The organism is Natronorubrum sp. A-ect3 (genome assembly GCF_041821125.1).
Classification (GTDB): domain Archaea; phylum Halobacteriota; class Halobacteria; order Halobacteriales; family Natrialbaceae; genus Natronorubrum; species Natronorubrum bangense.
The window spans coordinates 424,135-449,749 of sequence record NZ_JBGUBB010000002.1 but is presented as its reverse complement, the minus strand read 5'-3'; the positions used below and the strand labels follow the sequence as shown (position 1 = coordinate 449,749).

Here is a 25,615-nt window from a genome sequence, read left to right as displayed (position 1 = left end):
TTGTGGTCGACACTCGATGCGTCTCATCACATGCGGTTCGTTCGGGAGTGCTACAAAACGGATCGCCGGAGACCGTGGCGAGTACGTCCTCGAGAAAGAACCCCCCAGACCGCTCAGAGCGCGAGGTAGCCCGCGTTGGGCAGCAGTCCGAGCAGATAGAGGATACCGAGGGCGAGCATGAAGATCGCAATCGCCATCGCCGGCGGGTCGACGTGGGTCGCGGAGTGGGAGTAGAACATCCGCTGGGTCACTTCTGCGAGTAAGCCGCTGATCGCGCCGAACGCGCCGGCGGCGAGCAACGCGACCGGCTCGCTCCCGATGGCTGGCATGGCGAGGATCGCTCCCACCGCGCCGAGCAGCGTGATGTGGTGGGTGACGGGGATCTTCTCGACGCCGAGGTTGAGAAACAGCAGGCTGATCGCGGAGATCGCATAGCCCAGGAAGATGCTTCCCGTCTCGAGCCAGATGTAGCCGCCGAGGATGCCACCGACGAGGCCGATAGCGATAATGCCGGACCACTTGTACTGGTGGGGCAGCCACGGCTCGGTCGCCAGTCGGCTGGTCTCGGTGCCGCCGTCGGTTGCCACGCGTTTCTCACCGTTCTCGAACGGCGACATGTCGAGAATGTTCGATCCTGCCACTTTCCCGACGATCGGGTAGTCGAACACGATGCGAGCCAGGAAGGCCGTTGCCACGACCGACAGCGCGATGTTGTCCGTCGGGAAGCCGACGCCGTTCATGACTTGCGTGATGAGCATCCCGACCGCGCCGAAGACCGCACCGACGGCGAGGATGTCGGGTTTGGTCCCGAACGCGTAGAGGATGTTCTTCCCGAAGTGGTAGTCCCAGCCCGCGGGCTCCATCTCGGGGTACTTCCGGCCGGCGTAGGCCGTTGCGGCGACACCGCCGGCGAACGCGACGTGCGGACCAGTCACCATACCAAAGCCGATCACGCCGGTGATGTCGGTGGCGAGGCCACCGGTCTCGACGGCATCGAGTGTGCCGAGTTCTCGCTGGAGGATCGCGACGCCTTCACCGAGGAAGACGACAAAGCCCGTAAAGATGAACGCGGGCAACGCACCGATCGCCGCGCCGAACGCGCCACCGGCGAGGGCGGCGATCAACAGGAGCAGAAACTGCTCGACCTCTAGCCCGATAACCGGCAGCTGCAGGAGTGCCTGAAACATCGATCACTCCTCCGTCGCCCAGTTCAGTGACCGCTCGACGGCGTCGCTCCAGCGGTCATATCGCTTGTCGGCCGTCTCTCTCCCCATCTGTGGCTCGAACTCGCGATCGATCTGCCAGTTGTCGCGCAGACTGTCGACGTCGTCCCAGTAGCCGACGGCGAGCCCGGCTGCGTACGCCGACCCCAACGCTGTCGTCTCGTCGACGACCGGGCGGACGATCTCCGAGTCGATGATGTCCGACTGGAGCTGACAGAGGAAGTTGTTCTTGACCGCGCCGCCGTCGACTTTCAGGCTCGTCATCTCGATGCCTGAATCAGCCTCCATCGCCTCCGCGACGTCACGAGTCTGGAACGCGATGGACTCGAGGGTTGCTCGAACGACGTGTTCTTTCCGCGTGCCGCGGGTCATCCCGACGATAGTCCCGCGTGCGCGTTGATCCCAATGGGGTGCGCCCAGGCCCGTAAATGCGGGGACGACATAGACGCCGTCGGTTGTATCGACGCTGCGGGCGAGTTCGGCCGTCTGGGAGGGGTTGTCGATCAACGACATATCCTCGAGCCACTCGATCGCTGCGCCAGTAATGAAGATCGAGCCCTCGAGTGCGTACTGGACGTCCGCACCCGAGCGCTGGAAGCCGATCGTCGTCAACAGCCCGTGGTCGCTCTCGACGGCCTCGTTACCCGTGTTCATCAGGAAGAACGAGCCCGTCCCGTAGGTGTTCTTGGCGTCGCCGGCGTCGAAACAGGTCTGGCCGAACAGGGCCGCCTGCTGGTCGCCGAGCGCGCCCGCGACGGGCACCTCGGCCTCGAGGAAGCCCTCTGGATCGGTCGTGCCGTAGGTCGCCTCGTCGCTCGAGGGGCGCACTTCGGGCAACATCGCCTCAGGGATCGAGAACTCCGCGAGGAGTTCATCGTCCCATTCGAGGTCGTGGATGTTGTAGAGCATCGTCCGCGAGGCGTTCGTCACCTCGGTGATGTGGTTGCCCGTGAGATTGTAGATCAGCCAGGTGTCGATCGTCCCGAACAGCACCTCGCCTTTCTCCGCCCGGTCACGAATGTCGTCCGGCCGCGACCGCTCGAGTTTGATCGGATCGGCGTTGTCGAGCAGCCACTCCGCTTTGGTCGCCGAGAAGTAGGCGTCGGCCTCGAGGCCGGTCTTTTCGCGGATGGTGTCGACCATCTCATCGTCTTCGAGTTGTTCGACGCGGTCGGTCGTGCGCCGGTCCTGCCAGACGATCGCGTTGTGGACCGGCCGACCGGAGTCGGCGTCCCACAGCAGCGTCGTCTCGCGCTGGTTGGTCACGCCGATCGCCTCGAGCTGGTCGGGAGCGATGCCCGCCTGCCCGAGCGCCTGCGTGATGACGCGTTTGGTGTTCGCCCAGATCTCCATCGGATCGTGTTCGACCCAGCCGGGTTCCGGATACACCTGTTCGTGTTTCTCGTATGCGTTCGCGACGACCTGTCCGCCGTGGTCGAATACGATGAATCGTGTCCCAGTCGTCCCCTGATCTACTGCACCGACGTAGGTATGTTCTGTCACTAGTAGTCACCCGTATCGTACTGCTCACGCGATGTCTTTATCGACGGTTGCGTGCTACTGGTAAACAAATCCGACGATCATTATAAATGTTCCTGTAAGTGTAATAGCCCCATTATATTGGTCTAACAATATTACGGCTACCTCTCCAAAAACAGTCGAGTCGTTCGCCCGAAAATCGTCGTTTCACCGGAAATAGGGGCCGAACCGTGGTCAAATAATGGGTGATATTCTCACACACTTTCAGTTGTTATGGGTGTTGATGGAGCGTCGATAAAATAAAGAGTAGGGGGATCTAGGTACGAACCAAGGGATGACAACCCACACTGACGTCCTCGTTCTCGGCGGGGGATCCACCGGCTGTGGCATCGCTCGAGATCTGGCGATGCGCGGCCTCGAGGTCACACTCGTCGAACGAGGCAATCTGACCGAGGGGACAACTGGCCGTATGCACGGGCTCTTACACAGCGGGGGCCGCTACGCCGTCTCCGATCAGGCGAGCGCGATAGAGTGTATCGAGGAAAACGAAATCCTCCGGGAGATCGCCGGCCACTGCGTCGAAGAGACCGGCGGCCTGTTCGTCCAGCGACCCGAGGACTCGGACGCGTACTTCCAGGAGAAACTCGAGGGCTGTCGGGAGTGTAACATTCCCGCGCGTGTTCTCTCGGGACGGGAAGCACGCGAGGTCGAACCCTACCTCGCGACCGACGTCAAACGCGCGATCGAAGTTCCCGACGCCGCGGTCGATCCGTTTCGACTCTGCGTCGCGAACGCGGCCGACGCCGAAACCCACGGCGCACGCATCGAGACCCACGCGGAAGTGATCGACCTCCTGCGTGACGGCGACGACATCTACGGCGTGAACGTGCGCCACACCTCGGGGCCGGGCAAACGAAACCATACCGTCGCCGGCACGACCGAGGAGATCACAGCTGACTACGTGGTCAACGCAACGGGCGCGTGGGCCGGCCAAATTGGGGACATGGCCGACCTCGAGATCGAGGTCCGCCCCTCGAAGGGCGTCATGACGATCATGAACGTCCGGCAGGTCGACACCGTCATCAACCGCTGTCGGCCGAAAGGCGACGCCGACATCATCGTCCCCCACGAGACGACGGCGATCCTCGGCACCACCGACGAGGAGGTCTCGGACCCGGACGACTACCCCGAAGAGCAGTGGGAAGTCGACCAGATGATCGACACCCTCTCGGAACTCGTCCCGATCCTCTCGGAAGCGCGGACGATCCGCTCGTTCTGGGGCGTTCGCCCGCTGTACGAGCCGCCGGGGACCGGGACCACGGATCCGACGGACATCACGCGGGAGTTCTTTTTGCTCGATCACGCCGAGCGCGACGGCGTCTCGGGGATGTCCAGCATCGTCGGCGGGAAGTTGACAACATACCGGGCGATGGCCGAAGAGATCGTCGATCACGTCTGTGACAAACTTGGCGTGCGGGCCTCGTGTGCCACTGCCGACGAACCGCTCCCCGGCAGCGAGAACATCGAGGCCCTCGAGGCTGGGATGGACGACTTCGGACTGCGCTCGCCGGTCGCTCGCCGGAGCAAACAGCGCCTCGGCAGTCGCGCAAGCGAGGTGCTCGAGACCGACGCCGCGAATCCGGTGATCTGCCAGTGTGAGGGCGTTACGCGCGCGGAAATTCAGGACGGAATCTCACAGTCGGGAACGGACCTGAACGCGGTTCGCATCCGCACCCGCGCCTCGATGGGCAACTGTCAGGGCGGCTTTTGCTGTCAGAATATGGCGAACGAACTCCACCCCAAGTACGACGAGGAGACCGTCCGGACGGCGCTCGACGAACTGTTTCAGGAGCGCTGGAAGGGCGAACGCCACGCGCTGTGGGGTGAACAGCTCTCGCAGGCGATGCTCAACTACGCGCTGCACGCGACGACGATGAACCGCGACCGCGACCCCGCAAGCGAGTCGGGTGACCTCGAGTACGCGGCGTTCGACGGCGGCCAACGGACGGCCGAACCGCGTGCCGACGGGGGGAGCTGAGATGGCGATCGAAGACGACGTCCTCGTAATCGGTGGCGGACTCGCCGGCGCGACGGCGGCCCTCGCTGCGGCAGCACAGGACCGACAGGTGCGACTGGTGACGCACAAACAGAGCACGCTGCGCCACGCCAGCGGGCTGATCGACGTGCTCGGCTACACGCCAGCGGGTGACGGCCCGCTCGTCGACCCCTTCGACGTCCTCTCCGACCTCCCTGACGGCCATCCCTACGAGCGCGTCGGAGTCGAGGCCGTCCGCGAGGCGCTCTCGTTTTTCGACGACGTCGCAGGCGAGGCGTACGCCGGCGCACATACGGATGTGAACGCACTTGTCCCAACCCACGGCGGCACGGTCAAACCGACTTCCCGCTACCCGGCCTCGACGGCTGCCGGGCTGGCGAGCGACGACCGGGACGCGCTGCTGGTCGGCTTCGAGACCCTCCCGGATTTCGAGGCTCCACTGGCTGCAGCTCATCTTGAGGCCGCTGGCATCCCGTTTACGGCTCGCGGCGTCACGCTGTCGTTCCCCGGCATCGTCCGCGACGACGCGAAGGTGACGCGGTATGCCCACCTGCTCGATCAGAACGAATCCGTCTCTACGGATGCAGGCGAGACCGGCGCGCGCGAGGCGCTCGCCACGGCCGTCGAGTCCCACATAGAGGGCGAGTCTCGAGTCGGCTTTCCCGCGATTCTGGGCGACGACCACGCCGCCGAGGTGCGGGCCGACCTCGCGGCTGCCCTCGGCGTCGACGTCTTCGAAGTCCCGATGGGGCCGCCCAGCCTGCCCGGACTGCGACTCGAGGACCTGCTCTACGATGCACTCGAGGATGCGGGCGTGCGGGTAACCTCGGGCGTGCCGGTGGTCGAGTACGAGACTGACACGGACGGCGACCGGATCGACCACGTCGTCGTCGACCGCACCGGCTCGAAACTCCCCCACCGCGCCGACCAGTACGTCCTCGCGACGGGCGGGCTCGTCGGCAAGGGCGTCCGTTCGGAACGCGAGCGGGTGTACGAACCGCTCTTTGATTGTCACGTTCCCCACGCCGCCGACCGCTACGACTGGTTCGTCGACGACGTGTTCGGCGACCAGCCCTACGCACGCTTCGGCCTGCGCGTCGACCGCGAGTTGCGGCCGTTGACTGCCGACGACGAGCCAGAGTTTTCGAACCTGCGCGCGGCTGGCGCGGTTCTGAGCGGGTATGACTTCGCGGCGGAGAAATCCGGCGGCGGCGTCTCGCTCGCGACGGGCTACGTCGCCGGGACACGGGCCGGCGAGGAGGGCGGCGAATGACTGACTCGAGACGCAGTGTGCGAGCGACCGGATCGAGCGATAACTCGAGTGCGAGCGGCCGAAACAGGTAATTTCATGAGCGACGCAGAACACCCGACCGACGACGGTGCACCGGGCGACTACCCAACCGACGACGGCGTATCGACCGACGACGAGTTCGAACCGATTCAGGTCTTCCCCGAGGCCGAGGAGATGGACCTCCGACCGGGAGCCGACAACTGTTATAAGTGTTCGACCTGCGATACGAACTGTCCTGTCGCCGAGGTCGACGACGAGTTCCCCGGCCCGAAGTTCCAGGGGCCAGAGCAGTGGCGGCTCAAACGACAGGACGACCACGACATCGACGACTCCGTGATGAAGTGTTCGAACTGCATGCGCTGTGATAGCGCCTGCCCCTCCGAGGTACCGCTCTCGCAGATGCACAACACGGCTCGAGGCGAGTACGTCGAGGAGCACATGAACAAGCTCTCTCGAGAGTACATCCGCAACCGAATCCTCGCGAACTACCGGCGACTCGCACCGCTGGCCGCAGCCTTCCCACGGACGGCGAACTTCGTGATGGGGCTGTCGGTCACCCAGTGGCTGGGTGAGAAGACGCTGGGGATCACGAGCGAGCGGGAGTTCCCCGAGTTCGCGACCGAGACGTTCCGGGAGTGGTGGACGAAACGAGGTGGCAACGCCACCTCGAAACAGCGAGCGCAGGAAGCGCGAGCAAAGCGAGGCAGTCCAAAGGACGGGCACAAGCGCATCGCCTACTTCCACGGCTGCTACTCGAACTACAACACACCCGAGGTCGCGAAGGCGCTCGTCCGCGTCTACGAACACTTCGGCTACGAGGTCATGGTCCCCGAGCAATCCTGTTCAGGCACGCCGATGTTCGCTAACGGCATGCTCGAGGACGCCCGTCGAGCCGCCGAGACGAACGTCAGCGAACTCGCGGCCGCACTCGAAGACGGAGCCGACATCATTGCCTCCTGTAGCTCCTGTTCGATGTCGATCCGCCAGGAGTACCCCGAACTGTTCGACTTCGAGGGGACCGAGGACGTCGCTGCGAACACCTGGGACGCCGTCGAATATCTCCGGGTCCACGAGGATCTCGAGGGCGAACTCGAGGGCACATCACTCGAGGACGAGTCGTTTGCCTATCACGCACCGTGTCATTCACGTAACCAGGGACTCGATGGACAGACGATCGAAGTGCTAGGGGCAATAGACGGCATCGACGCCCACGACGTCGGCGATTCCTGTTCTGGAATCTCCGGCACGTACGGCTGGAAAGAGGAGAACTACGAGACGTCGATGAAAATCGGCGAAGAGATGTTCGAGCACATGGACGACGCGCCCGCGGAGACCGGTCTGACGGAGTGTCCGACCTGCTCGATGCAGATGGAACACGGCACCGGCTACGAGATCAAACACACCCTCGAAATCATCGCAGCGGCACTCGTGGGGACTGCTGACGACGCGGATCGACGCCAGGGCCAGGAGACCAGATAGATGGAGTTACAAGAGCGGATCGCGCGACGAGTATCAGCACGACAGGGCCGGTCGGTCGTCGTCGACCGCGATCACCTCAGCCCAGTCGTCCATCGACCGGATCCAGTGGGTCGTGGACCGGTCTTAGAGCAGTTGCTCGACGCTTTCGAACCGGTGTTCGACGGCGAGTTGCCGCCAGCGGTGTCCGTGGTCGGCCCACCCGGATCGGGAACGTCAGCGATCATCACTGCCCTGTTCGGCGCGTTAAACGACCGACTCAGTGAGCCAACGCGGACGATCGGGACGACAACCCGTGCCGGCAGCACCGGCCCAGTGACGTGGTTCGTCTACGTCGATGGCCGCCGCGTCGAGAGCGCCTTCGCTTTTTATCAGGAGGTCCTGTCAGTTCTATCTCAGGAACCCGTCCCGAAAAGCGGCGTCGGCACTGATGATCTTCGAGACCGACTCTGTAACCGACTCGGACGGCCGGACCACCGGGCAGTGATCGCCCTCGATCACCACGATGAGCCCGAATCCCTCGCATACGACCGCACCCACGACCTGCTCGAGCCGGTTGCCGAAAGTGTCTCGACCGTCGCCGTCGGCCAGACCGTCCCTGACAACTGGAGCGACGAGAACCCGACCATTTCGGTTCCGGCCTACCGCAACCACGAACTCGTTGATGTCGTCACTGACCGCGCTTCGACTGGGCTGGCAGCCGGAGCGCTGGATCACGAATCGATTCGCACCATCGCGACGTGGGCAGACGGCAATGCACACGACGCGCTGGCGACGCTGTTCGGTGCCAGCGTGCTCGCGACCACCGACGGAAGCGACCGACTCGAATCACACCACCTCGAGACGGCATGGGCTGGCGTTCCCGAAGACGGCGTCCATCTCGATCGGGTACTCTCACTCTCCGAGACGCGCCAGCGGGTGCTTGCTGATCTCGTCGCTGTCGAGTCGGCTGACAGACCGATCCGCGAGGTCGCCACGGAGATCGCCAGCCGCTCCTCGCTGACTGCTGGCACGGTCAAACGCTTTCTCTACGAACTCGCAGATCGGGGGATCATCGAACGCGTCCCACTGCCCGGAAACGGAAGCGGTCGGCGACCCAGCGCCGTCGTCCCGCGGTTTCCGACGATCGTCTTTCAGGCACTGGGGCCGACCACGAACGGCGACGAAAACACGACCAGCTGAGAGCTCGGACAGCAGTCAGTACGGACCGGATCGGTATTCTCGATCGTCTCCGACGGCGACGGCAGCAGTAGCGCAACTGATCCAGTCGGCCGGTCTGTCCAGCTGTATACCCAAACGAGCGCCAGCGGATCGGCAGCTCAGTACTCGAGGTCGTCGGTATACCAGTCGACGAGCAAGACGGCAGCCGCGCCGATGAGCCCCGCGACGACGGCAATGGTCGGTGTGCCAGCGGGTGAGGTACCGAGATTACTCGTCGCTTCTACGAACGGCAGTCTGAGCGCTCCGACCATGAGACTCACCAGGAAGGCAAGCGTTGCAGCACGGTAGCGGTCCAGGGCGTAGCCCACTGCGTGGGCCATCGTGAACAGCCCGATGACTGCGCCAACGCCGAAGACAGCGACGACCGAGCCCGCCTCGAGTACGGGTGCGAGCGCATCACCGTTGAGCAGCCCAATGAGGCCATCAACGAACTCGCTCAGTACGCCAGTCATATACTCATACTGGCCGAGAATAAGGAGGAAAAACGCCCCCGAAACACCCGGTAAGACCATCGCACAGATCGCGACCGCACCGGCGATGAACACCATCAACACACCGTGTGAGGCCCCACCAGCAGTTATGCCCGTGATCAGGAACGCGAGCACGATCGCGACCAGCGAGACCACGACCCGTCCCGCCGTCCACGTCTCGACCTCGCCGTAGAGAACGACTGCTGATGCCGCGATCAGCCCAAAGAAAAAGCCGTAGGTCGGCACGGGATACGTCGTCGCTGCTCCATGCATCACCCGCGAAAGGACCACGATCGCCGTCGAGATCCCCAGTCCAAGCGTTATCAGGAACGGAATGTCCATTCGCTCGAGTTCCGTCCGGAGCTGTGTTCGTGCCTCGGGGTCGTGGGGACGCAGGGCCGGCCGAAACGATCGTGGGTCGATCGCCGTAATCGCCCGAATCAGCCGATCGTAGATCCCAACGATCAACGCGATCGTCGCACCCGATACTCCGGGGACGACGTCGGCTGCCCCCATCGAGAATCCTTTCAGATAGACGGCGAGAAACTCCCGCATTGCCCGGGGGTATTCCGGACGGCGGGAAAAGCTTTCTTACTCTTGGACAGCGCTGAACAACGCCCAGTGTGCCGATCAGCAACTGTTGTTAGCTGACTGTCACACAGTGTCCGTGTCGATCCGATGGCATCTCGAGACACGATCACGAAAGCCCAGTTCCGAGACAGCCAATAAAAACGAAGTGTCGTTAGCCGGCCACCTGCGTCGCCGCCGGAGCGAGTGCGCCAGCGACACCTGCGTCGTCGCCGAGTTCGTCATCGGGTTCGGTTTCAGGGGCCCCTTCCTCGATGTCACCGTCGTCTACGTCTTCGATACCGTCCGCATCGTCAGCGTCGTCCTGGTCCTCGAGTTCAGTCTGCTCGAACTCGATATCGTCGATCAGTTCACCCTGAATCACTGCCGTTTCGGGGACAGCAGTCTGTGCTTCATAGCCCTCTTCGCCGGGCTCGCCGACGGTTAGCGTGTAGTCACCAACTGCTTCGACGCTGCTGTTCGTGTAGCCGTCCTCGACGCCGAGTTCGTCGTCCGTCGCGTACGGGACAACCAGTTCGAAGGAGCCGTCGGCAGCGAGCTCGACTTCCTGCGTGTAGGTGAACGTTCGCTCGGCGTTCGTCTCGAGGTCGACCGTGGCGGTGATTGTCGCATCCTCCTCGAGGAGGTCGTCCTCGTCGTCGACGGTCCCAGAGAGTGTCGCACCATCGACGCGTTCGAACGTTTTGACTGCGGCGGCGTCATTGACACCGAAGAGCTCCGTGGTCGGACCTTGATCGAGCTGTAACAGCCTCTCCTGGCCGACTCGCTGATTCACCTGAACTGCGAGCTGTCCCTCACCAGGTGGGGCGAGTTCGCCGTCCTGAACGTAGAGCACGTCACCGTCCTCGTACCCCCAGGCTTCTAGTTGTTGGACCGTCTGCTCTGGGAACTCTGGCGCCTCCTCGGAAAACACCTGCGCGTAACTGGCGAATAGGGCCGTTCCGGCGCCTTCGTTCTCGTGAACGACACGGTAGTGTTCCATGCCGTCCGCGTCGTCGAAGTACAGCTGGGACAGCATCGTGTTGTGATACGGCACCTCGCCGAACGTCTCCGCGATCTCATCCGAATGGAGTGACTGTCCAGGCTGGTAGTCTTCCGGCGTCATGTAGTCGGTGTACTCCGGCCCCGTCCACTGGGTAATCGCGGGGAACTTCCCGCCAGCCATCGCGTGATCGATCATCACGTACCGCATCTCCTCGTGAGTCGCACCGTCGGCCATTGCCTCGAGATCCTCGTTCGTGTGCTCATCTGTGCCACGCGGATCTTCGCCTGCAGCGATCGCATCGAGGATCAGTTCGCCGCGCTGTTCGGATTCAGCGGTCAGGAACGCCGACGAGGAGCGGGCGTTCTGCTGGAACGGGTTCGAGTGTGGGATACGCTCGGCTTGGGTCGTTATTAGGTGGCCGTAATCCCACCACGACATCACACCGTAGGCACCCTCAGGGTAGTCGTAGTCCGCGCCCTCGGGGTAGTCGTAGGTGCCGTAGTACTCGAGTTCGCTGGCGTTATCCGCGCCACCCCAGTCACCAGGTTCGGGCGTGTTGTCGGCAAGCCAGTGGTTCGATTCCTCCCAGACCATCGCTTCCTGGTGCGGACCGACGCGTTCGCCACGGTCCCACGCGGTATCGGTATCGGCCGCGATCGGTGGCAGTAGTGGTGCAAACAGAAGCATCACGACCAGTACCAAGACGATGATCTGGTAGGTCTCGACCTGGCGAAGCGAGTCGACACCACCCCGAATATCGAGGTCGAAGATGCGAACGATGTCCGCGACGAAGACGGCGTTGACGACCGCAACGGCTAGCACGAGATAGTACGCAAACCGAAGCTGTGTCGCAGCCATGCTGATCAGGAACAGCGACCAGACGATGATCAGCGTGTACTCAGCGCGGTATTCACGTCCGAGGAACGGCCGAGCGATGAGCAGGGCAAGGCCCGCAAGCATCGTGTAAAAGGCCGCCCCGAACTCGTTGAAGACGTGGCTGGTGAAGTTTTCGGGTGGCTGCGCTTCCGAAATAGTGAGCGAACCCGTTCCCGGATCGAGTGGCAGCAGTCGGCTCGTTAGGTTCCCAACGAGTGTGCTGTAGAGATCAGGGAGGATGAGCCACATGATCCCGAACGCCGCGACGATGAGCCCACCGATCGCGGCTGGGTAGTAACGGCGGTCGATATCACGATTGTTCCACTCTCGAGCGAGCCAGGCCATGAACACACAGCCGATAGCGACGAGGAGCGCCGTGGCTGGCTGGAGATAGCCGAAACTCGTGACACTTGTTCCCGGCTCCTCAATCAGCAAGACTGTCGTGAGGGCAGTCACACCAAGACTGGTCGCACCGACGAACGCGACGTGGTCCGGTGAGACACCACGAACGTAGTCGAGACACAGCTGGACGGCAAAGAACACACCGAAGATACCAATCAGGACGACGGCAGGCGGCCAGACCCAGATGTAGAGGGTAAGTGCGATACCTGCGAGGGCGCTGTAGATAGCTGGCTGTCGCAATGTCTCCCAATCCTTGTCAACGACGAGTTCGTAGATCGGCTGTTCGCGTTCGGCGACCCGCAAGGCGACCATCATCGAGAGGACGGCGATCGCCATGAACAGCACCTCGGCGACGTGGTGTTGGAGCTGGCCGACAGTCGAGCGAGCGAGGAACGATCCCGGGACGAGTGCGAGGACAACGACCGAGACGAGCCCGCCGACAGTGCCGCCAAGGCGTCGGCCGATATAGAAGACCGGGATCGCGACGAGTGCTGCCATTGCTGGAACAGTGAGCAACGCGACGGTATAGAGCGTGCTCGTGGATGGATCGCCGAGGCCCACGATCATCGCGATAGTGACGATGATCTGGTCGAACAGCGTCCCGAACTGGCCGACGTAGTTGCCAGTCGGGAATCCAGTCCAGATCTCATACGGCATCGTATTCGGATAGTTCTCGGCGGTCCACTCGACCGTCCGCCAGTGATACCACGAGTCGACACCACCCAGTGCGGGCGTGCCATCCTCGGTGACGAATCTTCCATACGCCTGGGTCCGTACCCAGAACATAAACAGCATCACGGCCCCGATGACGGGGATGTGATACCAGTCAGCCCACGTCTCGAGCAACGACGGCGCCGTTTCAGCGCCCTCGTCTTCGACGTGTTCAGTGTCCGTACTCATTAGGTCTCACCAGACACAAGCCAAGAATAAGCCTTGTCATCTCTCTGTCGCTCTCTGACATCTATACCCCATCGTCGTGACTCAAACAGGGATCGCCGGTGGACACTCCACCACGACTGTAACTCACCTGAAGGAAAACACTTATTCGCCGGTCACAGCAACCGATTCTCGATGAAGGTCTCTGTCGTCATCTGTACCTACGCGATGGAACGCTACGACGTCTTCTCGGAGTGTGTCGACAGCGTCCTCGACCAGACGTACGACCCACTCGAGGTCGTCATCGTCGTCGACGGGAACGACGCCGTCTTCGATCGCGTCTGCGAAGATTACGGCGACCTCGAGGGCGTCGTCCTCCACTGCAACGACGAGAATCAGGGAATTTCCTACAGTCGGACTCGAGGCGCCGAGATCGCAACCGGCGACGTCGTGGCGTTTATCGACGACGATGCCGTCGCCGAACCCGACTGGATCGAGGAACTAGCACGCGTCTACGACGAGACCGACGCGATTGCTGTCGGCGGCCACGCAAAACCCGACTGGGTGACCGAGAAGCCGGATTTCTTCCCCGAGGAGTTCTACTGGCTGGTCGGCTGTGACGAACGCGGAATGGGCGAGCACATGGAGGAACTGCGGAACACGTACGGCTCGAACATCTCCTTTCGCCGGGACGTGTTCTTGAACGTCGGCGGCTACGACGAGAATACGGGCCGGAAAGGGGATCGCCACATCCAGGCTCACGAAGCGCCAGTGTGTATTCGAATGGCCAACAAGTATGGCAAGGGTGTGATCTACAACACCGACGCCGTGGTTCACCACAAACTGTTCGACTACCGTGGGGACTTCCGGTGGCTGGTGTTTCGGTCGTTCTGGCAGGGCTACTCCAAACGGATCATGGACATTCTGTTACCCGAGGCCTCTGGGGACAAAAACGAATACCTGGGACAGCTCATGCTCGAGTTCGTTCCAGATCGGGTCGGCGAGTTGGTTCGTGAGCCCTCGAGTGCGAAGGCAAAACAGCTCGTGACGATTTTCATCTTTACCGCGGCAGTCGGGTTTGGCTATCTCTACGGATTGCTCGACGTCGATCGCTCGGAGTTAATCGCCGACCGTGACGCTACGGCGGGTAACTGACTGTCTGGTTTTCTTTCCGGACGGTGTAATGTGTCCTCGAGCGATCGCTCACGCCTCGAGTCGTGGTACGCCCTCGAGGGTCGCGTCCTCGTCGCCAGTGAGATACTCCTCGTAGTAGCCCATCCCGCGGACGGCGGTGAGCAGTTTCGAAAGCGCACCGAAGGCGAGTCGATCCTTCGTGGGGAGATCTCGCTCGGGGCGTTTGATCCCGCTGGGACGTGGCGGGATCCCCGGCGTGCCATAGCGTTCGGGGTGAAAGCGCTGGAGCTGACAGAGCCCGCGGCCGACGCGGCGATCCTTTTTCACGTGTGCGCGGAAGCTATTTCTGGTTGGGTGGTACATCATCACGTCCTCGGCGAACTGGAGGTCATACCCCGCTTCGTGGACCCGGTTGCCGAACTCCTTGTCGCCGCCGGACTCGAGGCGGTGATCGAACAGGCCTACGTCCTCGAAGACAGTTCGTCGGGTGAAGAGACAGCAGGTCGGGGCGAACTGTTGGTGCTCGAGGTACCCTTCGACGGGAAAGCCCGTGTGGTGATCGTAGCGGGCCGGGAGTGGTGGGTTGTTCGGGAGGGTAAGCTCGACGTTACAGCCCATGTAGTCGGCGTCTGTGGTTTGGAAGGTGTGGAGGGCGGACTCGAGCCAGTCCTCGGGGACGGTCATATCGGCGTCGACGAACGCAAGGAGTTCTCTGTCGGTGTTGCGGATACCGGTGTTGCGGGCGGCATAGGAGGACTGGATCTCGGTCTCGTGGCAGAGGATGAGGTGGTCGTGATCGTCTTCGTACGAGCGGACGATCTCCGGGGTCCGGTCGCTGGAGTTGTTGTCGACGACGACTATTTGATAGTTGGTTGTTTGGGTGAGGAGGGACTCGAGGGTGGTCTGGATACCGGCGGGGTCGTTGTAGACGGGGATGATGACGGATATTCTCGCGTGTTCTGAATAAGACATGGCGACAGTGTCGTCTCTACGTCAGTCGATATGCCAGTCGCAAAAAGGCGTTGGTCGATTCCATGAAATGCCTCAATCTATCAGATCAATAAAGTCAGAAGGGATTTAACGACCTGACACAATGCGACTGATATACTTCGATGACAGAACCGAGATCGATCGGGATCTATCTAACGTCGATGACGATCGGTGGGGCAGAACGCGTTGCGCTGGATCTCTCTAGTGGGCTCTCTGGCCGAGGTTACGATGTCGATCTCGTTCTCGTGGATGCTTCCGGTGATTTGCTCGATGAAGTTCCCGACGACGTTTCCATCGTTGACCTGGAGGCGAGGCGCGTGGCAACTAGTCTCTTGCCATTACGTCGATATCTTACTTCACGTGAGCCAGACGTGCTCTACTCGATGATGACCGAGCCAAACCTCATCGCAATCGCGGCCCACCAGCTTGCTTCCACTAACACACGGCTCGTCATCAGCGAACACAACATGCTGTCGCATAGTATCGACTCCATCAAGGATCGACTCGTTACACTGGGAGCATGGGCTAGTTACCCACTGGCAGACCACGCTGTTGCGGTTTCCAAAGGTGTTCGCCACGATCTTCTCGAGAAGACACGACTCGAGGATGACTCGATCTCGATGATCTACAATCCGGTCAGAGTCGAATTAATTCGAGAACAAGCATCTGAGCCGGTAGATCACGAGTGGCTTGCTGACGAGTCGCTCGAGGTCGTTCTATCCGGCGGTCGTCATGAGCCACAGAAGGGATTCGATACGCTTCTCGACGCGTTTGCTCGACTCGAGCGAAACGATATTCGTCTCGTCCTATTCGGTAATGGTCCCGAGACGGAGGCGTTACAACGTCAGGCTATAGAGCTTGGAATCAGCGACCGCGTCTCGTTTCCAGGGTTCGTCGATAATCCATACAGCTATATGTCGGCCGCGGACGTGTTCGTTCTCTCGTCGGTACACGAAGGGTTCGGTCTCGTCCTCATTGAGGCGATGGCCTGTGGATGTCCGGTGGTCTCTACAGACTGTGAGAGCGGTCCTGACGAGATTCTTGATCGTGGAAAGTACGGTTCGCTCGTCTCTGTTGGTGATAATAAAGAACTTGCAGACGCAATTGAACAGACTCTTGAAGAGTCCTGTGACCCGGAAAGAGTTATGAGCCGCGCAAATGATTTCGATGTTGAAACAGCAGTATCTCGATACGGTTCTCTGTTTTAACGTTCTGAGAGCGCTCGTTGTGAGGCCAGGTTAATCTCAACGTCAGAGAGAGTTACAGCATTACAGATTGATGCAGATGTAAGGTGTGGATCAATCACATTATTTGAAAGAAGGTTGGTTTCAAAATTGAACCGATTATTGACGTCCACGGCGATGTATTCATCAATTTCACGACAGTCATCAAAAACAGAAAGAGCATATGCAATCTGAATTCCCGGCACAAGACTTCCTGAATTAGTATTCTTAATAACACCAAAATGCTTTTTACAGAGATCCAACGACTTCTGGATTGATTGGTCTTCCCAAAGTATGTGGTTAGGAAATCGTTGTTTGAGGCGAGCTAGTCCATACAAATTCAGTGGTTGGTAGCTCATCTCCTTCACCCTACGATTCGTCGAATATAAATAATAGTGAAACATCAATTCATTAAGCAATAGTATCCAATGGCGTATGTTAGAGCCAAGGCATCGGATTACTTCCAATAATGATGGACGCACATAGTGCTTTATGACTCCGTCATTGTCTATTCGAAGGTTCTCCCGTAGTTTATCCAGAAATCTCCTCAAATCATTTTTAATATCCTTGCATTGAGTTGGGAAATTTGCGATAGCAGCAGCAAATGTGATTTGATGGTTCAACGTCCGATCAAAAGACTGAAAGCTACCGTCAATTTCGACCCGTTCCCACAAACCTAGTTGTTCGTTGAAAGGGTGGAGAGCAACAACATCCCTTGCTACTTCAACTAATTCCGGTCGCTCAAGAGTAAGTCCTGCACGCGTCAATCCTCGGATTGGTGCGGCTTGACCAATAAGCCCATCACACTTGTCTTTCCCCTCCGCATTCCTCGAGTGAAACGTATACCCGTGTGGCCGTGCCTCGTCGCTGAGCAAATAGTCGGCCGCGTCGTTGGCCGCGTCGGCGAACACCTCGTCGCCGGTAATCTCGTACACCTTCGACAGCGTCGTCAGCCAGTGTGACGTTGTTCGCACGGGCGTCTCCGACTCGTCGTAGACCCCGTTTCGCCCCGGTGGAAACGATCCGTCCTCGCGCTGGAGCTCGAGTGCGGATTCCGCGCTCCGTTCCAGCAGCTCGTGGATCGTGATCGTCTCCCCCTCGACATCCGACTCGGGACCTGACATTCGTCGTGATACTACACTCGAGGCGACGCCGATATAAGTTCCTCGGGACCAATCTCGGGGCCGTCCCGGAACCCCAGACCACGCAGCCTCGAGTCACCTGTCGTCGACGTGCTCCCGGTGACGAACGACGACCAGCACGGGGATCTCCTCGACGCCGCACCTTAGCGATGAATAGCCGGTGTCACCCGTCGACCAGCAGCAGTTCGCCGTCACGCCCTCGATCGATCATCACCTCGTCGAGCGCTTCGCAACATATAGGCGAGTTCCACTTCGATTCCACGTTAACTAATGCAAAAGCTCCTCCACCGAGCACGACACGTCTACCGAAACGAGGGGCTCGTTCCGACCATCGAAAAGTCGGCGCGTTTCGTTCCCCGGTACGTTAGACACGTACTCGGCACCAAGGGCCTCTACGGAAGTCCACGCTACCGGGAATTACTTCGCTGGTGGAACTCCCGCCCACACTCCGCCGTCGCTGACCCCTTCAAAATCGTCCGCGTCGATCCGACCGAGATCACCCATGTCACCGGTCGGGGACCGAACCCGGGACGGTTCCAGTGGCAGGACCTCGGGACAATCCAGGGTGGTGACTGGGACCAAAGCGACGAGCGCGTCAAGGACCTCCCTGTCGTCCAGGCACTTCGGCAGCGCTTCGAGGACGGCAAAGAGTGGGGGGACATTGAGTTCATCCAGCACGTCCTCGAGCAAGCAGACCGCGGAAACGTCATCTGGCGAGGCTGTGCAAACGAGGAAGACGTGTGGGAGGCCTGTGCTCGAGTCGACCATCTCTACGAACGCATCCGGAACCAGGGGTACCGAAGCAAGCAGGAACTCGTTCAGCATGAGGGACTGTCTTCGGACAAGTACGCCGATGGTGACCGATTCAATTGTTACGACGAGGTCGTCGTCGACATCGGTCGCGACGGTCAGTTTCTCTTCGTCGATGGACGGCACCGGCTCGCGATCACGAAGATACTCGAGTTCGAGGAAATACCAGTCCGGATCTCGGCCCGACACGAACGGTGGCAACAGGTTCGGGAGACGGCTTCCCAAACGTCCAGATCCGTGTTCCTGGAAGATTTTGAGAGGCATCACACCCATCCCGATCTAGCAGATGTCCTCGACGAGAATAATCGAAATTGCTGAGCTATTTCTCTACTCGAGCACGTTTTCGATCGTCCGCTCAAGATGATCGACATCGACGGCGATGTCCGTCGAGTCGGGCTGGCACCGAACCGGCTGATAGTCGACGCCCACAGTGTCAGCCAATCGCTCGTAGGGGTCCTTGACTTTCGAGCCGAAGAGTTCGAACACGACGCCATCCTCACAGTAGATAAGATCGGTTAATCCAGCTCCGTGGGCTCCGACGATAGCGTCTGCCTCGTGAAATAACAGGACGTTCTGGGCGACACTCTGACTCTCGAGAACGTACGGTTCGAACCCGTATTTCGAGAGTGCCTCGACGACTGCAGACTCGTTGACGATCTGTCGCTCGACAGCGTTCGTACGCGAAATGTAGACGTTGCTTCCAACGTCGATCGGTTCCGTATTTGGATCGATGTTCTCGAGAACAGCTTCACGAACCCATTCATAATCCGTCGCTGTTTGTTCTGGAAACGATGGGACGACAACGTTTGAAGCGCGATATACTGGAGCTCTAGCTCGTTCGATTTTTCGCTCCGGAACTCCGATCAGGTCCAACGTTTCGGCAACGTAGGGTGGAGCGCCTGACCAGACGACGTACGTTACTTCCTCGCCAGTTCGTTCCTCGTATGCTCGAGCATATCGAACCCGTGGAAGTGTCTCTATCGTCCAGTGGTAGTAGTTCTTATATCGATAAGAGAGCGGACAAATCGTGTCCAGCGTCCTTGCGTGGTCTTGGAGCGAATCCGTATTCCCAGTAACGAGGTCGGTAGCCAAACTCGGACTATCGACGAACGCATGCCGAACGATCGATTTGATAACGCCGTTTTTGTCGTCACCAGCTGGTCCAACTGATTCGTCGACGGGATGTCCGTCGTCAGTCAACACAAGTCCAGTCGTTGGGAAAACGTATCCTTGCCCGACGTTTGCAGCGAAGGGTACAGATGCTGTTTCCGACGTCCCTGTCTCGGGATAGACGACATTAGTTGCGCGTTTGAGCAGTTCTTGACGGTGGATAGACCGAATGGTTCCGTGTTCGAAAAGTCGTTGGAACACAAGGGGGCCGAGAGCGCTTCTCGCTACCAGTTCAAACGATGCCTTGACAGCATTCGCGCTTCCGTCTTGTTCAACCTTCCGGCGGAATTTCCTGTATGAAAAGTCCCTCGGTGTCCACATTCAGCTAAATCGTTCTGGTGACGAACCTTAAGCACTCAGTTTCATGGGCGTTAAAAAAACCGAAACCCAAATCAAAACACGTTTGATAAAGCTACGGTCACAACGAAATGTTGATCGGCGTTTCGACTTACAAACATAAAACACAGGACGAACTACATGGGGAAAGTTGAGTTTTCTGGCTTCCGGGATTTGATAGAACATTCGCTGAAGACACTTCGTACCGAAGGGGCAGACCGGTTGTTTCTATATGGGACAAGGTACCTGAGCTGGAAGTTACAGTTACATCGCCTCGTTCGATCGTTACCAAACCCGGTAGCAACCGCAGTCTACGTCCTAATCCGGGAAACAGTACATCAGATGGTTTGGTTGTTCAACAGGGTGTACCCACACAAATACACAGATGCGGATCCGTACAAATGCATCCTCGTCGATCCGTCGTCGATCGAGTACACGGCTGGAGAGATATTCTCGAAACGACGTGGATGGGTTGTCGATGGTGAATGGGATAGTGCAGGTGAACCCTACATGCAGCGAACGTTTGCTAAAGCAATCGAACAACGGTTCGTCGAGGGACTTGAGTGGGGCGAAACCGTCCTCGCCGACAGATATGACAAGGCAACGCTCGAGGACCGTGGGAAGGAGATCGATCGACTCTATCGGCACATTCGCGACGATGGATACAAATCGCAGCGTCAGCTGGTCGAGGAAAACCCCGAGACAGCGTGGGATGGTCTCAACGATGCGATGCATCCATTGGCCAACGAGATCGCCGTCGACATCGGGAGAGATGGGGAGTTCCTGTGGAACATGTGCGGTCAACATCGCCTCGCAATCGCAAAAGTGCTCGAGATTGATCGGATTCCCGTGCAGGTGTTTCGCCGTCACGCCGAGTGGCAAGCGATACGGGATCGTGCACGTCGGGGGGAAGAGATTCCGAAGGAGTTCTGCGACCATCCGGATTTGGTGGACGTGCTCGAAGACGAGTAGCACCTGTTCCGAGTAAGAATATCCTTAAACCACTCGTCCGTTACTCACGTAACACGAATCTTCATGCGTCTCGGCCAAACTTCCGTCATCTACCTCGTCTCAAAACTCGCCGGCTCTCTTCTCGGCTTTCTTGCCACGATTTACTTCACTCGAACCCTCGGCGAGGAGATCTACGGCTTCTACGCAATAACGCTCGCACTTGTCTCCTGGCTCGGGATCGTCAAGAGCGTCGGTTTCGGGAAGGCGATCGTCAAGCGCATGAGCGAGGACGAAGAGCCGGACGCGTACCTCGTCGCTGGAACAGCGATCAAGGCGACGCTCACGGCTCTCGTCGCGCTCGGTGTCCTGGCATTCCGAGAGCAGGTGAACGCCTACGTCGGCCAGCCGGTCGCCGAGTTTGTCGTTCTGCTGTTAGTCGTCTCGATCTTCAGCGGACTGGTCAACACCGCGCTCAAGGGGACACACCGGGTCCACGTCTATGCTCCGCTCAGCACCGCCAAACAAGGAGCACAGAGCATCGTAATGATCGCATTAGTCTACCTGGGCTGGGAACTCGACGGGATGCTCCTCGGCTACGCCATCGGGACCGCCGCGATCGCTGCGATCGGACTCCTCGTCGTCAGACCGACGTTTGCCCGCCCACGGTGGCGACACGTCGTCAGCCTGTTCGACTTCGCGAAGTTCTCCTGGCTTGGGAGCATGCGAAAGAAGACGTTCAGTGACATGGATATTATCGTGCTCGGGTTGTTCGTTCCCGCGGGGCTCACCGGGATTTACGCGGTCGCCTACACCCTCTCGAAGTTCCTCGACATCTTCGGAAGCGCGATCCAAACTACGCTATTCCCGGAATTAAGCAAACGATCCGCGGCCGATAACACCGACATGGTCCGAACGCTCACCAACGACGCACTCTCGTATGCTGGACTGTTCTTGATCCCAGGAATCGCCGGCGCGGCGATCCTCGGTGATCGATTGATGCTTATCTACGGCGACGGCTTCGAGATCGGTGCACAGGTACTGACGATGCTGCTCGTCGGCATTCTCGCGTACACGTACAACAAGCAGCTGCTCAATACCCTCAACGCAATCGACCGACCCGACCTCGCGTTCCGGGCCAACGCTGTCTTCATCGTCTCAAACCTCGTGCTCAACGTCGCACTCGTCTACACTATAGGCTGGGTCGGCGCGGCGATCGCCACAGCGAGCTCTGCCGCCATCGGTCTCGTCTTCGGCTTCTACTACACTCGTCGTCACGTCGGGTTCAGCGTCCCACTCGAGGAAATATCCAAACAGTGTATCGCCGCCCTGCTCATGGGCGTCGTCGTCTACGCCGCTCGAGCCCTCGGTGAACCACAACCAATCGCCGCCTACAACGAAATTTTCGTTGTCGCCCTCGTCGGCCTCGGTGCGCTGGTCTACTTCCTCGTCCTGCTATCGATCTCGAGGACGTTCCGAACCACGGTCTCGAGAAATCTCCCGTTCGACGTCCCCTTCGCACAGTAACGTGCCAGATCTGTGCGGTGGGCGTTCCACGGCTATCACTACTCGCCGTCTCGCCACTCCTCGAGAAACGCCCGCGTCAACGCACTGACTTCGGAGCGAAACGTCCCCAGCTCGAGTGTCCCCTTTTCGCCATACAACTGCGTGTGCTTCTCACGAGCGATGTCCTCGAGGACACGTTCATACAGTGTCTCAAAGGTCACCGACTGACCACGATCTTCGAGCATCCCCGCGACGTTCTCGAGTCGCCGTCGCGTGGCGTATTCCGCCGCCAGTTCTTCTGCTGACGAATCCACGGGGGCCGTCTCGTCGACGTCCTGAAAGTCGGGATGGAGCAGCTTCGCACGGTCGCCCCGTTTGTTCCGAATAACCACGCCCGCGGCAGGGCCGTCGTACCACGCAGACTCCGGCACCGTGTACGAATCGGGATCGAAATCCCGCGTATGGAGTTCCCGTTCGATGGCGTTTACGGGCTCGAGGCCAATCCCCCTGAAAATCCCGTCGACGGTATCCGGCGGACGGAACGCATCCGCAGTGGCCGACCAGACGTCGAAGCCGAGAAACGATGGCGTGCGCTCCCAGTCGTACTCGATCGTGTGGTGGTGGGTGGCCTCGCCGAAGAAGACGACGTCTTCCACGTCGTCGACGGCGCTGCGGAGCGCGTCACGCTCGAGGTGCTCCCGGACGTGGCGGACGGCGTGCTGGTAGGGCGCTGGGATGTCGTCGGAATCGTCGTAGACGCGATTTCGATCACCGAATCGAATCAGCCCCGACGGCTGGAGCTGAAAACGGAGGGGAGCCCCGTCGATTTTCTCGAGGAGCCACAGATGGCCGGACTCGAAGAGGCAGTCGGGAGCGGTTTCGACGCATGGAATTGGGGGATAGTCTTTCATTGATGGGGGAGCGGCCGAGTTACGACCTGACTGTCGTGTAACGTCACGCGTTGCGGTCGCCGATACTGCGTTGTAACGCCTCGAGGTCATCCTCGAGTCGGTCGACGTGTGTCTCAAGCTCGTCGGCGTTCATCGGTGGCTGTCTGAACAAGTCTCTATCGCAGTCAAAAATAAGTTGGCGACGGTTGGAAACCACTATCCGTCACCGCACCGTTCTCCCGCCAACCGTGCCAACGTTCGCTCGCTCCGGGTCTGGAAAGTGGCACGTCGTCGGCCCCGACGGCTGTCGATACGGCCGGGCGTTCGACGACGAAGACGCAGCTCTCGACGAAACCGTCACGGCGACCGACATCGTCGCCTACGAGCCGCCGAAATCACGCGAGGAGATCCGTTCAGGATCGAGATCGGTCGATGAGACGGCGTTCTCTCGAGGGTACGCCCACGACCAGCGCCTCGTCTTGCCGAGTGCTATCGAGGAGAGCGATTCAGACCTGTGTGGCTCGTGTCGGACGAGGCTGGACCAACACCAGAAACGCCGAGCGACGGTCATCGCTGATCTCAAACGGGTGACACCGGTTCGCGCCGCCGACTGGGACCGGTCCGATCGCGAGACGAGACAGGGCTGTGACTGGTGTCGCGCCCACGAACGGACGACGTGGCACAGCGACGATCTCGGAACGACGGTGTGTCCGGCCTGTGGACGACTGTTCGAGACCCAATTGGGCGAGCCAAAGTCGGAGCACCCACCCGACGAGAACCGTCTTCCCGAGACACCCGACGAATCGGTCACGCCGATCGTCTTCGGGACGACGCTTCCGGAATCTGACCCCGCTGACCTGACGGGGAGCAACCGTCCGCTGATCAAGTACCGTGAGAAACACACGTACGCCGACGTCATCTTCGAACTCGAGCGCACCGGCCACGGCTTCACGGCACAGGGGATCGCCGCACTCGAGGCCGTCAGAACAGACTACGCCGAGCAGGTCGCCGCCGCCGACACACACCAGACCGAGGTCTCTCTCACCGTCGGGACGACCCCCCGTACCGTGACTCTCGAGGGAATTCTTCCGGGAGACCACGTGGACGTGATCACCGATTGCTGGGACGTTGTGTGCGATCCGGACCACTGGTTTCCGCTTGGATGGCCCCAGCAGGGCTACATTCATCGCCGGTCAGCAGATCCCGCTGTCCCAGGCGAGGACCCCGTAATCGAGGCGTTTCCGCGGCTCCAAACCCAGCAGCCGTCCGCAGCAGTCGATACGGAAACGCTCCGCTCGATCACGGACCCCGGCCGATACGACCGCGGCGAGCGCTACTACGAACAGGGTGCTGTGACCGATATCCAACGCGTCGACGACTCCCTCGAGGCAACGGTCCAGGGAAGTCGACCGTACGACGTTCAGGTCACCCTCTCGAACGGCAGCTACGTTGAGGGCGGATGTAGCTGTCCCGACGATGCGAACCTGTGTAAGCACATCGTCGCGGCCGTGCTGGCGAGTGGCGACGTCGAAACGATCGGCGGTGAGCAGTCACTCGAGGACGTCCTCGAGTCGGCATCCACCGCGGAACTCCGTTCGCTGCTTCAGACGCTCGCCGAAGACGATCTCACGGTTCGAACGCGTATCTACGAAGAGCTATCGTAACCATCGAAACGGGTGGAAGACGCGTGACGGCAAGACCCAGAGGGAGTTACCAAGGCGAACCTATCGCTCACAAAGTATATACGAGTTCGCTCTGGATATCATCGGACATGCAAGCAGTCGTGCTGGCCGCAGGCAAGGGGACCCGCCTCGAGCCCCTCACTGAAGAGAAGCCGAAGGCGCTCGTCGAGGTTGACGACAAACCCCTCATCGAGGACGTCTTCGACAACCTCCTCGAGATCGGCGTCACCGAGCTCGTCGTGGTCGTCGGTCATATGAAAGAGCAGATCATCGAACGGTACGGCGACGAGTACGAGGGCGTGCCGATCACGTACGCCCACCAGCGCGAGCAGTTGGGCCTCGCGCACGCGATCCTCCAGGCCGAACCCCACATCGACGACGACTTCGTCCTCATGCTGGGCGACAATGTCTTCCGTGGCAACCTCGGGGACGTGATCAACCGTCAGCAGGAGGATCGTGCCGACGCCGCCTTTCTCGTCGAGGAAGTGCCCTACGAGGAGGCCTCCCGCTACGGCGTCCTCGACACGAACGAGTACGGTGAGATCGTCGAGGTCGTCGAGAAGCCCGAAGAGCCGCCGTCGAATCTGGTCATGACCGGCTTCTACACCTTTACGCCTGCCATTTTCCACGCCTGCCACCTCGTCCAACCCTCCGACCGCGGCGAGTACGAACTGCCCGACGCGATCGATCTGTTGATTCAGTCCGGCCGAACCATCGACGCGATCCGGATGGACGGCTGGCGTATCGACGTTGGCTATCCCGAGGATCGAGAGACTGCAGCGGCGCGAATTCAAAACGAGCAGGAAGCAGTTCCCGAACAGTAGCCGGCTCGAGTCACGTC

General features: G+C 60.1%; 19 protein-coding genes. 11 read left to right on the top strand and 8 right to left on the bottom strand.

All coding sequences use genetic code 11. The features are described 5' to 3' along the window. Window positions 1-113: 113 nt before the first annotated feature. On the bottom strand, window positions 114-1,187 hold the full coding sequence (locus tag ACERJA_RS08825) for a hypothetical protein (protein ID WP_373607837.1): 1,074 nt from the start codon (window positions 1,185-1,187) through the stop codon (window positions 114-116). Between the two features lie 3 nt (window positions 1,188-1,190). After that, window positions 1,191-2,726 carry a glycerol kinase GlpK gene (glpK, locus tag ACERJA_RS08820; RefSeq protein ID WP_373607836.1) on the bottom strand — a complete coding sequence of 512 codons (1,536 nt, stop codon included), beginning with the start codon at window positions 2,724-2,726 and terminating at the stop codon, window positions 1,191-1,193. A gap of 310 nt (window positions 2,727-3,036) precedes the next feature. On the opposite strand from glpK, the gene glpA reads away from it, so the two are divergent. The 4 genes from glpA to ACERJA_RS08800 all read left to right on the top strand — a co-directional run bounded on the left by glpA (window position 3,037) and on the right by ACERJA_RS08800 (window position 8,707). Further along, complete coding sequence (gene glpA / locus ACERJA_RS08815) at window positions 3,037-4,740, top strand: anaerobic glycerol-3-phosphate dehydrogenase subunit GlpA (RefSeq protein WP_373607835.1); 1,704 nt, start codon at window positions 3,037-3,039, stop codon at window positions 4,738-4,740. Between the two features lies 1 nt (window position 4,741). Next, window positions 4,742-6,031 carry a glycerol-3-phosphate dehydrogenase subunit GlpB gene (gene glpB, locus ACERJA_RS08810; RefSeq protein ID WP_373607834.1) on the top strand — a complete coding sequence of 430 codons (1,290 nt, stop codon included), beginning with the start codon at window positions 4,742-4,744 and terminating at the stop codon, window positions 6,029-6,031. A gap of 75 nt (window positions 6,032-6,106) precedes the next feature. Beyond that, window positions 6,107-7,528 carry an anaerobic glycerol-3-phosphate dehydrogenase subunit C gene (locus tag ACERJA_RS08805; RefSeq protein ID WP_373607833.1) on the top strand — a complete coding sequence of 474 codons (1,422 nt, stop codon included), beginning with the start codon at window positions 6,107-6,109 and terminating at the stop codon, window positions 7,526-7,528. After that, window positions 7,529-8,707 (top strand): Cdc6/Cdc18 family protein, encoded by a 1,179-nt coding sequence (locus ACERJA_RS08800; RefSeq protein WP_373607832.1) that lies wholly within the window; start codon window positions 7,529-7,531, stop codon window positions 8,705-8,707. A gap of 137 nt (window positions 8,708-8,844) precedes the next feature. On the opposite strand, the gene ACERJA_RS08795 is transcribed toward ACERJA_RS08800, so the two are convergent. Together ACERJA_RS08795 and ACERJA_RS08790 are read right to left on the bottom strand one after the other, a co-directional pair. Further along, window positions 8,845-9,771 carry a DUF368 domain-containing protein gene (locus ACERJA_RS08795; protein ID WP_373607831.1) on the bottom strand — a complete coding sequence of 309 codons (927 nt, stop codon included), beginning with the start codon at window positions 9,769-9,771 and terminating at the stop codon, window positions 8,845-8,847. A gap of 187 nt (window positions 9,772-9,958) precedes the next feature. After that, the gene (locus tag ACERJA_RS08790; RefSeq protein ID WP_373607830.1) at window positions 9,959-12,967 is read right to left on the bottom strand and encodes an oligosaccharyl transferase, archaeosortase A system-associated; all 3,009 of its coding nucleotides are present in this window, start codon (window positions 12,965-12,967) and stop codon (window positions 9,959-9,961) included. A 171-nt stretch (window positions 12,968-13,138) separates the two neighbouring features. On the opposite strand from ACERJA_RS08790, the gene aglG reads away from it, so the two are divergent. Beyond that, a complete protein-coding gene (aglG, locus tag ACERJA_RS08785) occupies window positions 13,139-14,098 on the top strand; it encodes a glucosyl-dolichyl phosphate glucuronosyltransferase (protein WP_373607829.1) in 960 nt (319 codons plus the stop codon). 48 nt (window positions 14,099-14,146) lie between these two features. On the opposite strand, the gene ACERJA_RS08780 is transcribed toward aglG, so the two are convergent. Then, complete coding sequence (locus ACERJA_RS08780; RefSeq protein ID WP_373607828.1) at window positions 14,147-15,049, bottom strand: glycosyltransferase family 2 protein; 903 nt, start codon at window positions 15,047-15,049, stop codon at window positions 14,147-14,149. Between the two features lie 140 nt (window positions 15,050-15,189). Here ACERJA_RS08780 and ACERJA_RS08775 point away from each other — a divergent pair, with 140 nt between their 5' ends. Continuing rightward, on the top strand, window positions 15,190-16,275 hold the full coding sequence (locus tag ACERJA_RS08775; RefSeq protein ID WP_373607827.1) for a glycosyltransferase: 1,086 nt from the start codon (window positions 15,190-15,192) through the stop codon (window positions 16,273-16,275). Here the strand turns inward: ACERJA_RS08775 and ACERJA_RS08770 are convergent. Further along, a complete protein-coding gene (locus ACERJA_RS08770; RefSeq protein WP_373607826.1) occupies window positions 16,272-17,414 on the bottom strand; it encodes a hypothetical protein in 1,143 nt (380 codons plus the stop codon). The two genes, ACERJA_RS08775 and ACERJA_RS08770, sit on opposite strands and share 4 nt — an antisense overlap. Window positions 17,415-17,702: 288 nt before the next feature. On the opposite strand from ACERJA_RS08770, the gene ACERJA_RS08765 reads away from it, so the two are divergent. After that, window positions 17,703-18,560, top strand: a complete 858-nt coding sequence (locus ACERJA_RS08765) for a hypothetical protein (protein WP_373607825.1) — start codon at window positions 17,703-17,705, stop codon at window positions 18,558-18,560. Window positions 18,561-18,569: 9 nt separating this feature from the next. Here ACERJA_RS08765 and ACERJA_RS08760 read toward each other — a convergent pair whose 3' ends face one another. Further along, window positions 18,570-19,442, bottom strand: coding sequence for a DUF563 domain-containing protein (locus tag ACERJA_RS08760; RefSeq protein WP_373607824.1), 873 nt, complete (start codon window positions 19,440-19,442; stop codon window positions 18,570-18,572). 816 nt (window positions 19,443-20,258) lie between these two features. Here ACERJA_RS08760 and ACERJA_RS08755 point away from each other — a divergent pair. Together ACERJA_RS08755 and ACERJA_RS08750 are read left to right on the top strand one after the other, a co-directional pair. Continuing rightward, the gene (locus ACERJA_RS08755) at window positions 20,259-20,720 is read left to right on the top strand and encodes a hypothetical protein (RefSeq protein ID WP_373607823.1); all 462 of its coding nucleotides are present in this window, start codon (window positions 20,259-20,261) and stop codon (window positions 20,718-20,720) included. Window positions 20,721-20,783: 63 nt separating this feature from the next. Continuing rightward, window positions 20,784-22,223, top strand: a complete 1,440-nt coding sequence (locus ACERJA_RS08750; RefSeq protein WP_373607822.1) for a polysaccharide biosynthesis C-terminal domain-containing protein — start codon at window positions 20,784-20,786, stop codon at window positions 22,221-22,223. Window positions 22,224-22,261: 38 nt separating this feature from the next. Here ACERJA_RS08750 and ACERJA_RS08745 read toward each other — a convergent pair whose 3' ends face one another. Further along, window positions 22,262-23,113, bottom strand: coding sequence for an RNA ligase family protein (locus tag ACERJA_RS08745; protein WP_373607821.1), 852 nt, complete (start codon window positions 23,111-23,113; stop codon window positions 22,262-22,264). Between the two features lie 227 nt (window positions 23,114-23,340). Between ACERJA_RS08745 and ACERJA_RS08740 the strand changes: the two genes are divergently transcribed. Then, window positions 23,341-24,756 (top strand): SWIM zinc finger domain-containing protein, encoded by a 1,416-nt coding sequence (locus tag ACERJA_RS08740; protein WP_373607820.1) that lies wholly within the window; start codon window positions 23,341-23,343, stop codon window positions 24,754-24,756. A 107-nt stretch (window positions 24,757-24,863) separates the two neighbouring features. Then, a complete protein-coding gene (gene aglF, locus ACERJA_RS08735) occupies window positions 24,864-25,598 on the top strand; it encodes a UTP--glucose-1-phosphate uridylyltransferase AglF (RefSeq protein WP_373607819.1) in 735 nt (244 codons plus the stop codon). Window positions 25,599-25,615: the final 17 nt, after the last annotated feature.

Coding starts and splice junctions, on each gene's coding strand:
- ACERJA_RS08745 (WP_373607821.1), bottom strand. CDS start 23,113: ATGAAAGACTATCCCCCAATTCCATGCGTCGAAACCGCTCCCGACTGC.
- ACERJA_RS08805 (WP_373607833.1), top strand. CDS start 6,107: ATGAGCGACGCAGAACACCCGACCGACGACGGTGCACCGGGCGACTAC.
- ACERJA_RS08800 (WP_373607832.1), top strand. CDS start 7,529: ATGGAGTTACAAGAGCGGATCGCGCGACGAGTATCAGCACGACAGGGC.
- glpA (WP_373607835.1), top strand. CDS start 3,037: ATGACAACCCACACTGACGTCCTCGTTCTCGGCGGGGGATCCACCGGC.
- glpB (WP_373607834.1), top strand. CDS start 4,742: ATGGCGATCGAAGACGACGTCCTCGTAATCGGTGGCGGACTCGCCGGC.
- ACERJA_RS08765 (WP_373607825.1), top strand. CDS start 17,703: ATGCAAAAGCTCCTCCACCGAGCACGACACGTCTACCGAAACGAGGGG.
- aglG (WP_373607829.1), top strand. CDS start 13,139: ATGAAGGTCTCTGTCGTCATCTGTACCTACGCGATGGAACGCTACGAC.
- ACERJA_RS08755 (WP_373607823.1), top strand. CDS start 20,259: ATGCAGCGAACGTTTGCTAAAGCAATCGAACAACGGTTCGTCGAGGGA.
- ACERJA_RS08775 (WP_373607827.1), top strand. CDS start 15,190: ATGACAGAACCGAGATCGATCGGGATCTATCTAACGTCGATGACGATC.
- ACERJA_RS08780 (WP_373607828.1), bottom strand. CDS start 15,049: ATGTCTTATTCAGAACACGCGAGAATATCCGTCATCATCCCCGTCTAC.
- ACERJA_RS08795 (WP_373607831.1), bottom strand. CDS start 9,771: ATGCGGGAGTTTCTCGCCGTCTATCTGAAAGGATTCTCGATGGGGGCA.
- ACERJA_RS08825 (WP_373607837.1), bottom strand. CDS start 1,187: ATGTTTCAGGCACTCCTGCAGCTGCCGGTTATCGGGCTAGAGGTCGAG.
- aglF (WP_373607819.1), top strand. CDS start 24,864: ATGCAAGCAGTCGTGCTGGCCGCAGGCAAGGGGACCCGCCTCGAGCCC.
- ACERJA_RS08790 (WP_373607830.1), bottom strand. CDS start 12,967: ATGAGTACGGACACTGAACACGTCGAAGACGAGGGCGCTGAAACGGCG.
- ACERJA_RS08770 (WP_373607826.1), bottom strand. CDS start 17,414: ATGTCAGGTCCCGAGTCGGATGTCGAGGGGGAGACGATCACGATCCAC.
- ACERJA_RS08750 (WP_373607822.1), top strand. CDS start 20,784: ATGCGTCTCGGCCAAACTTCCGTCATCTACCTCGTCTCAAAACTCGCC.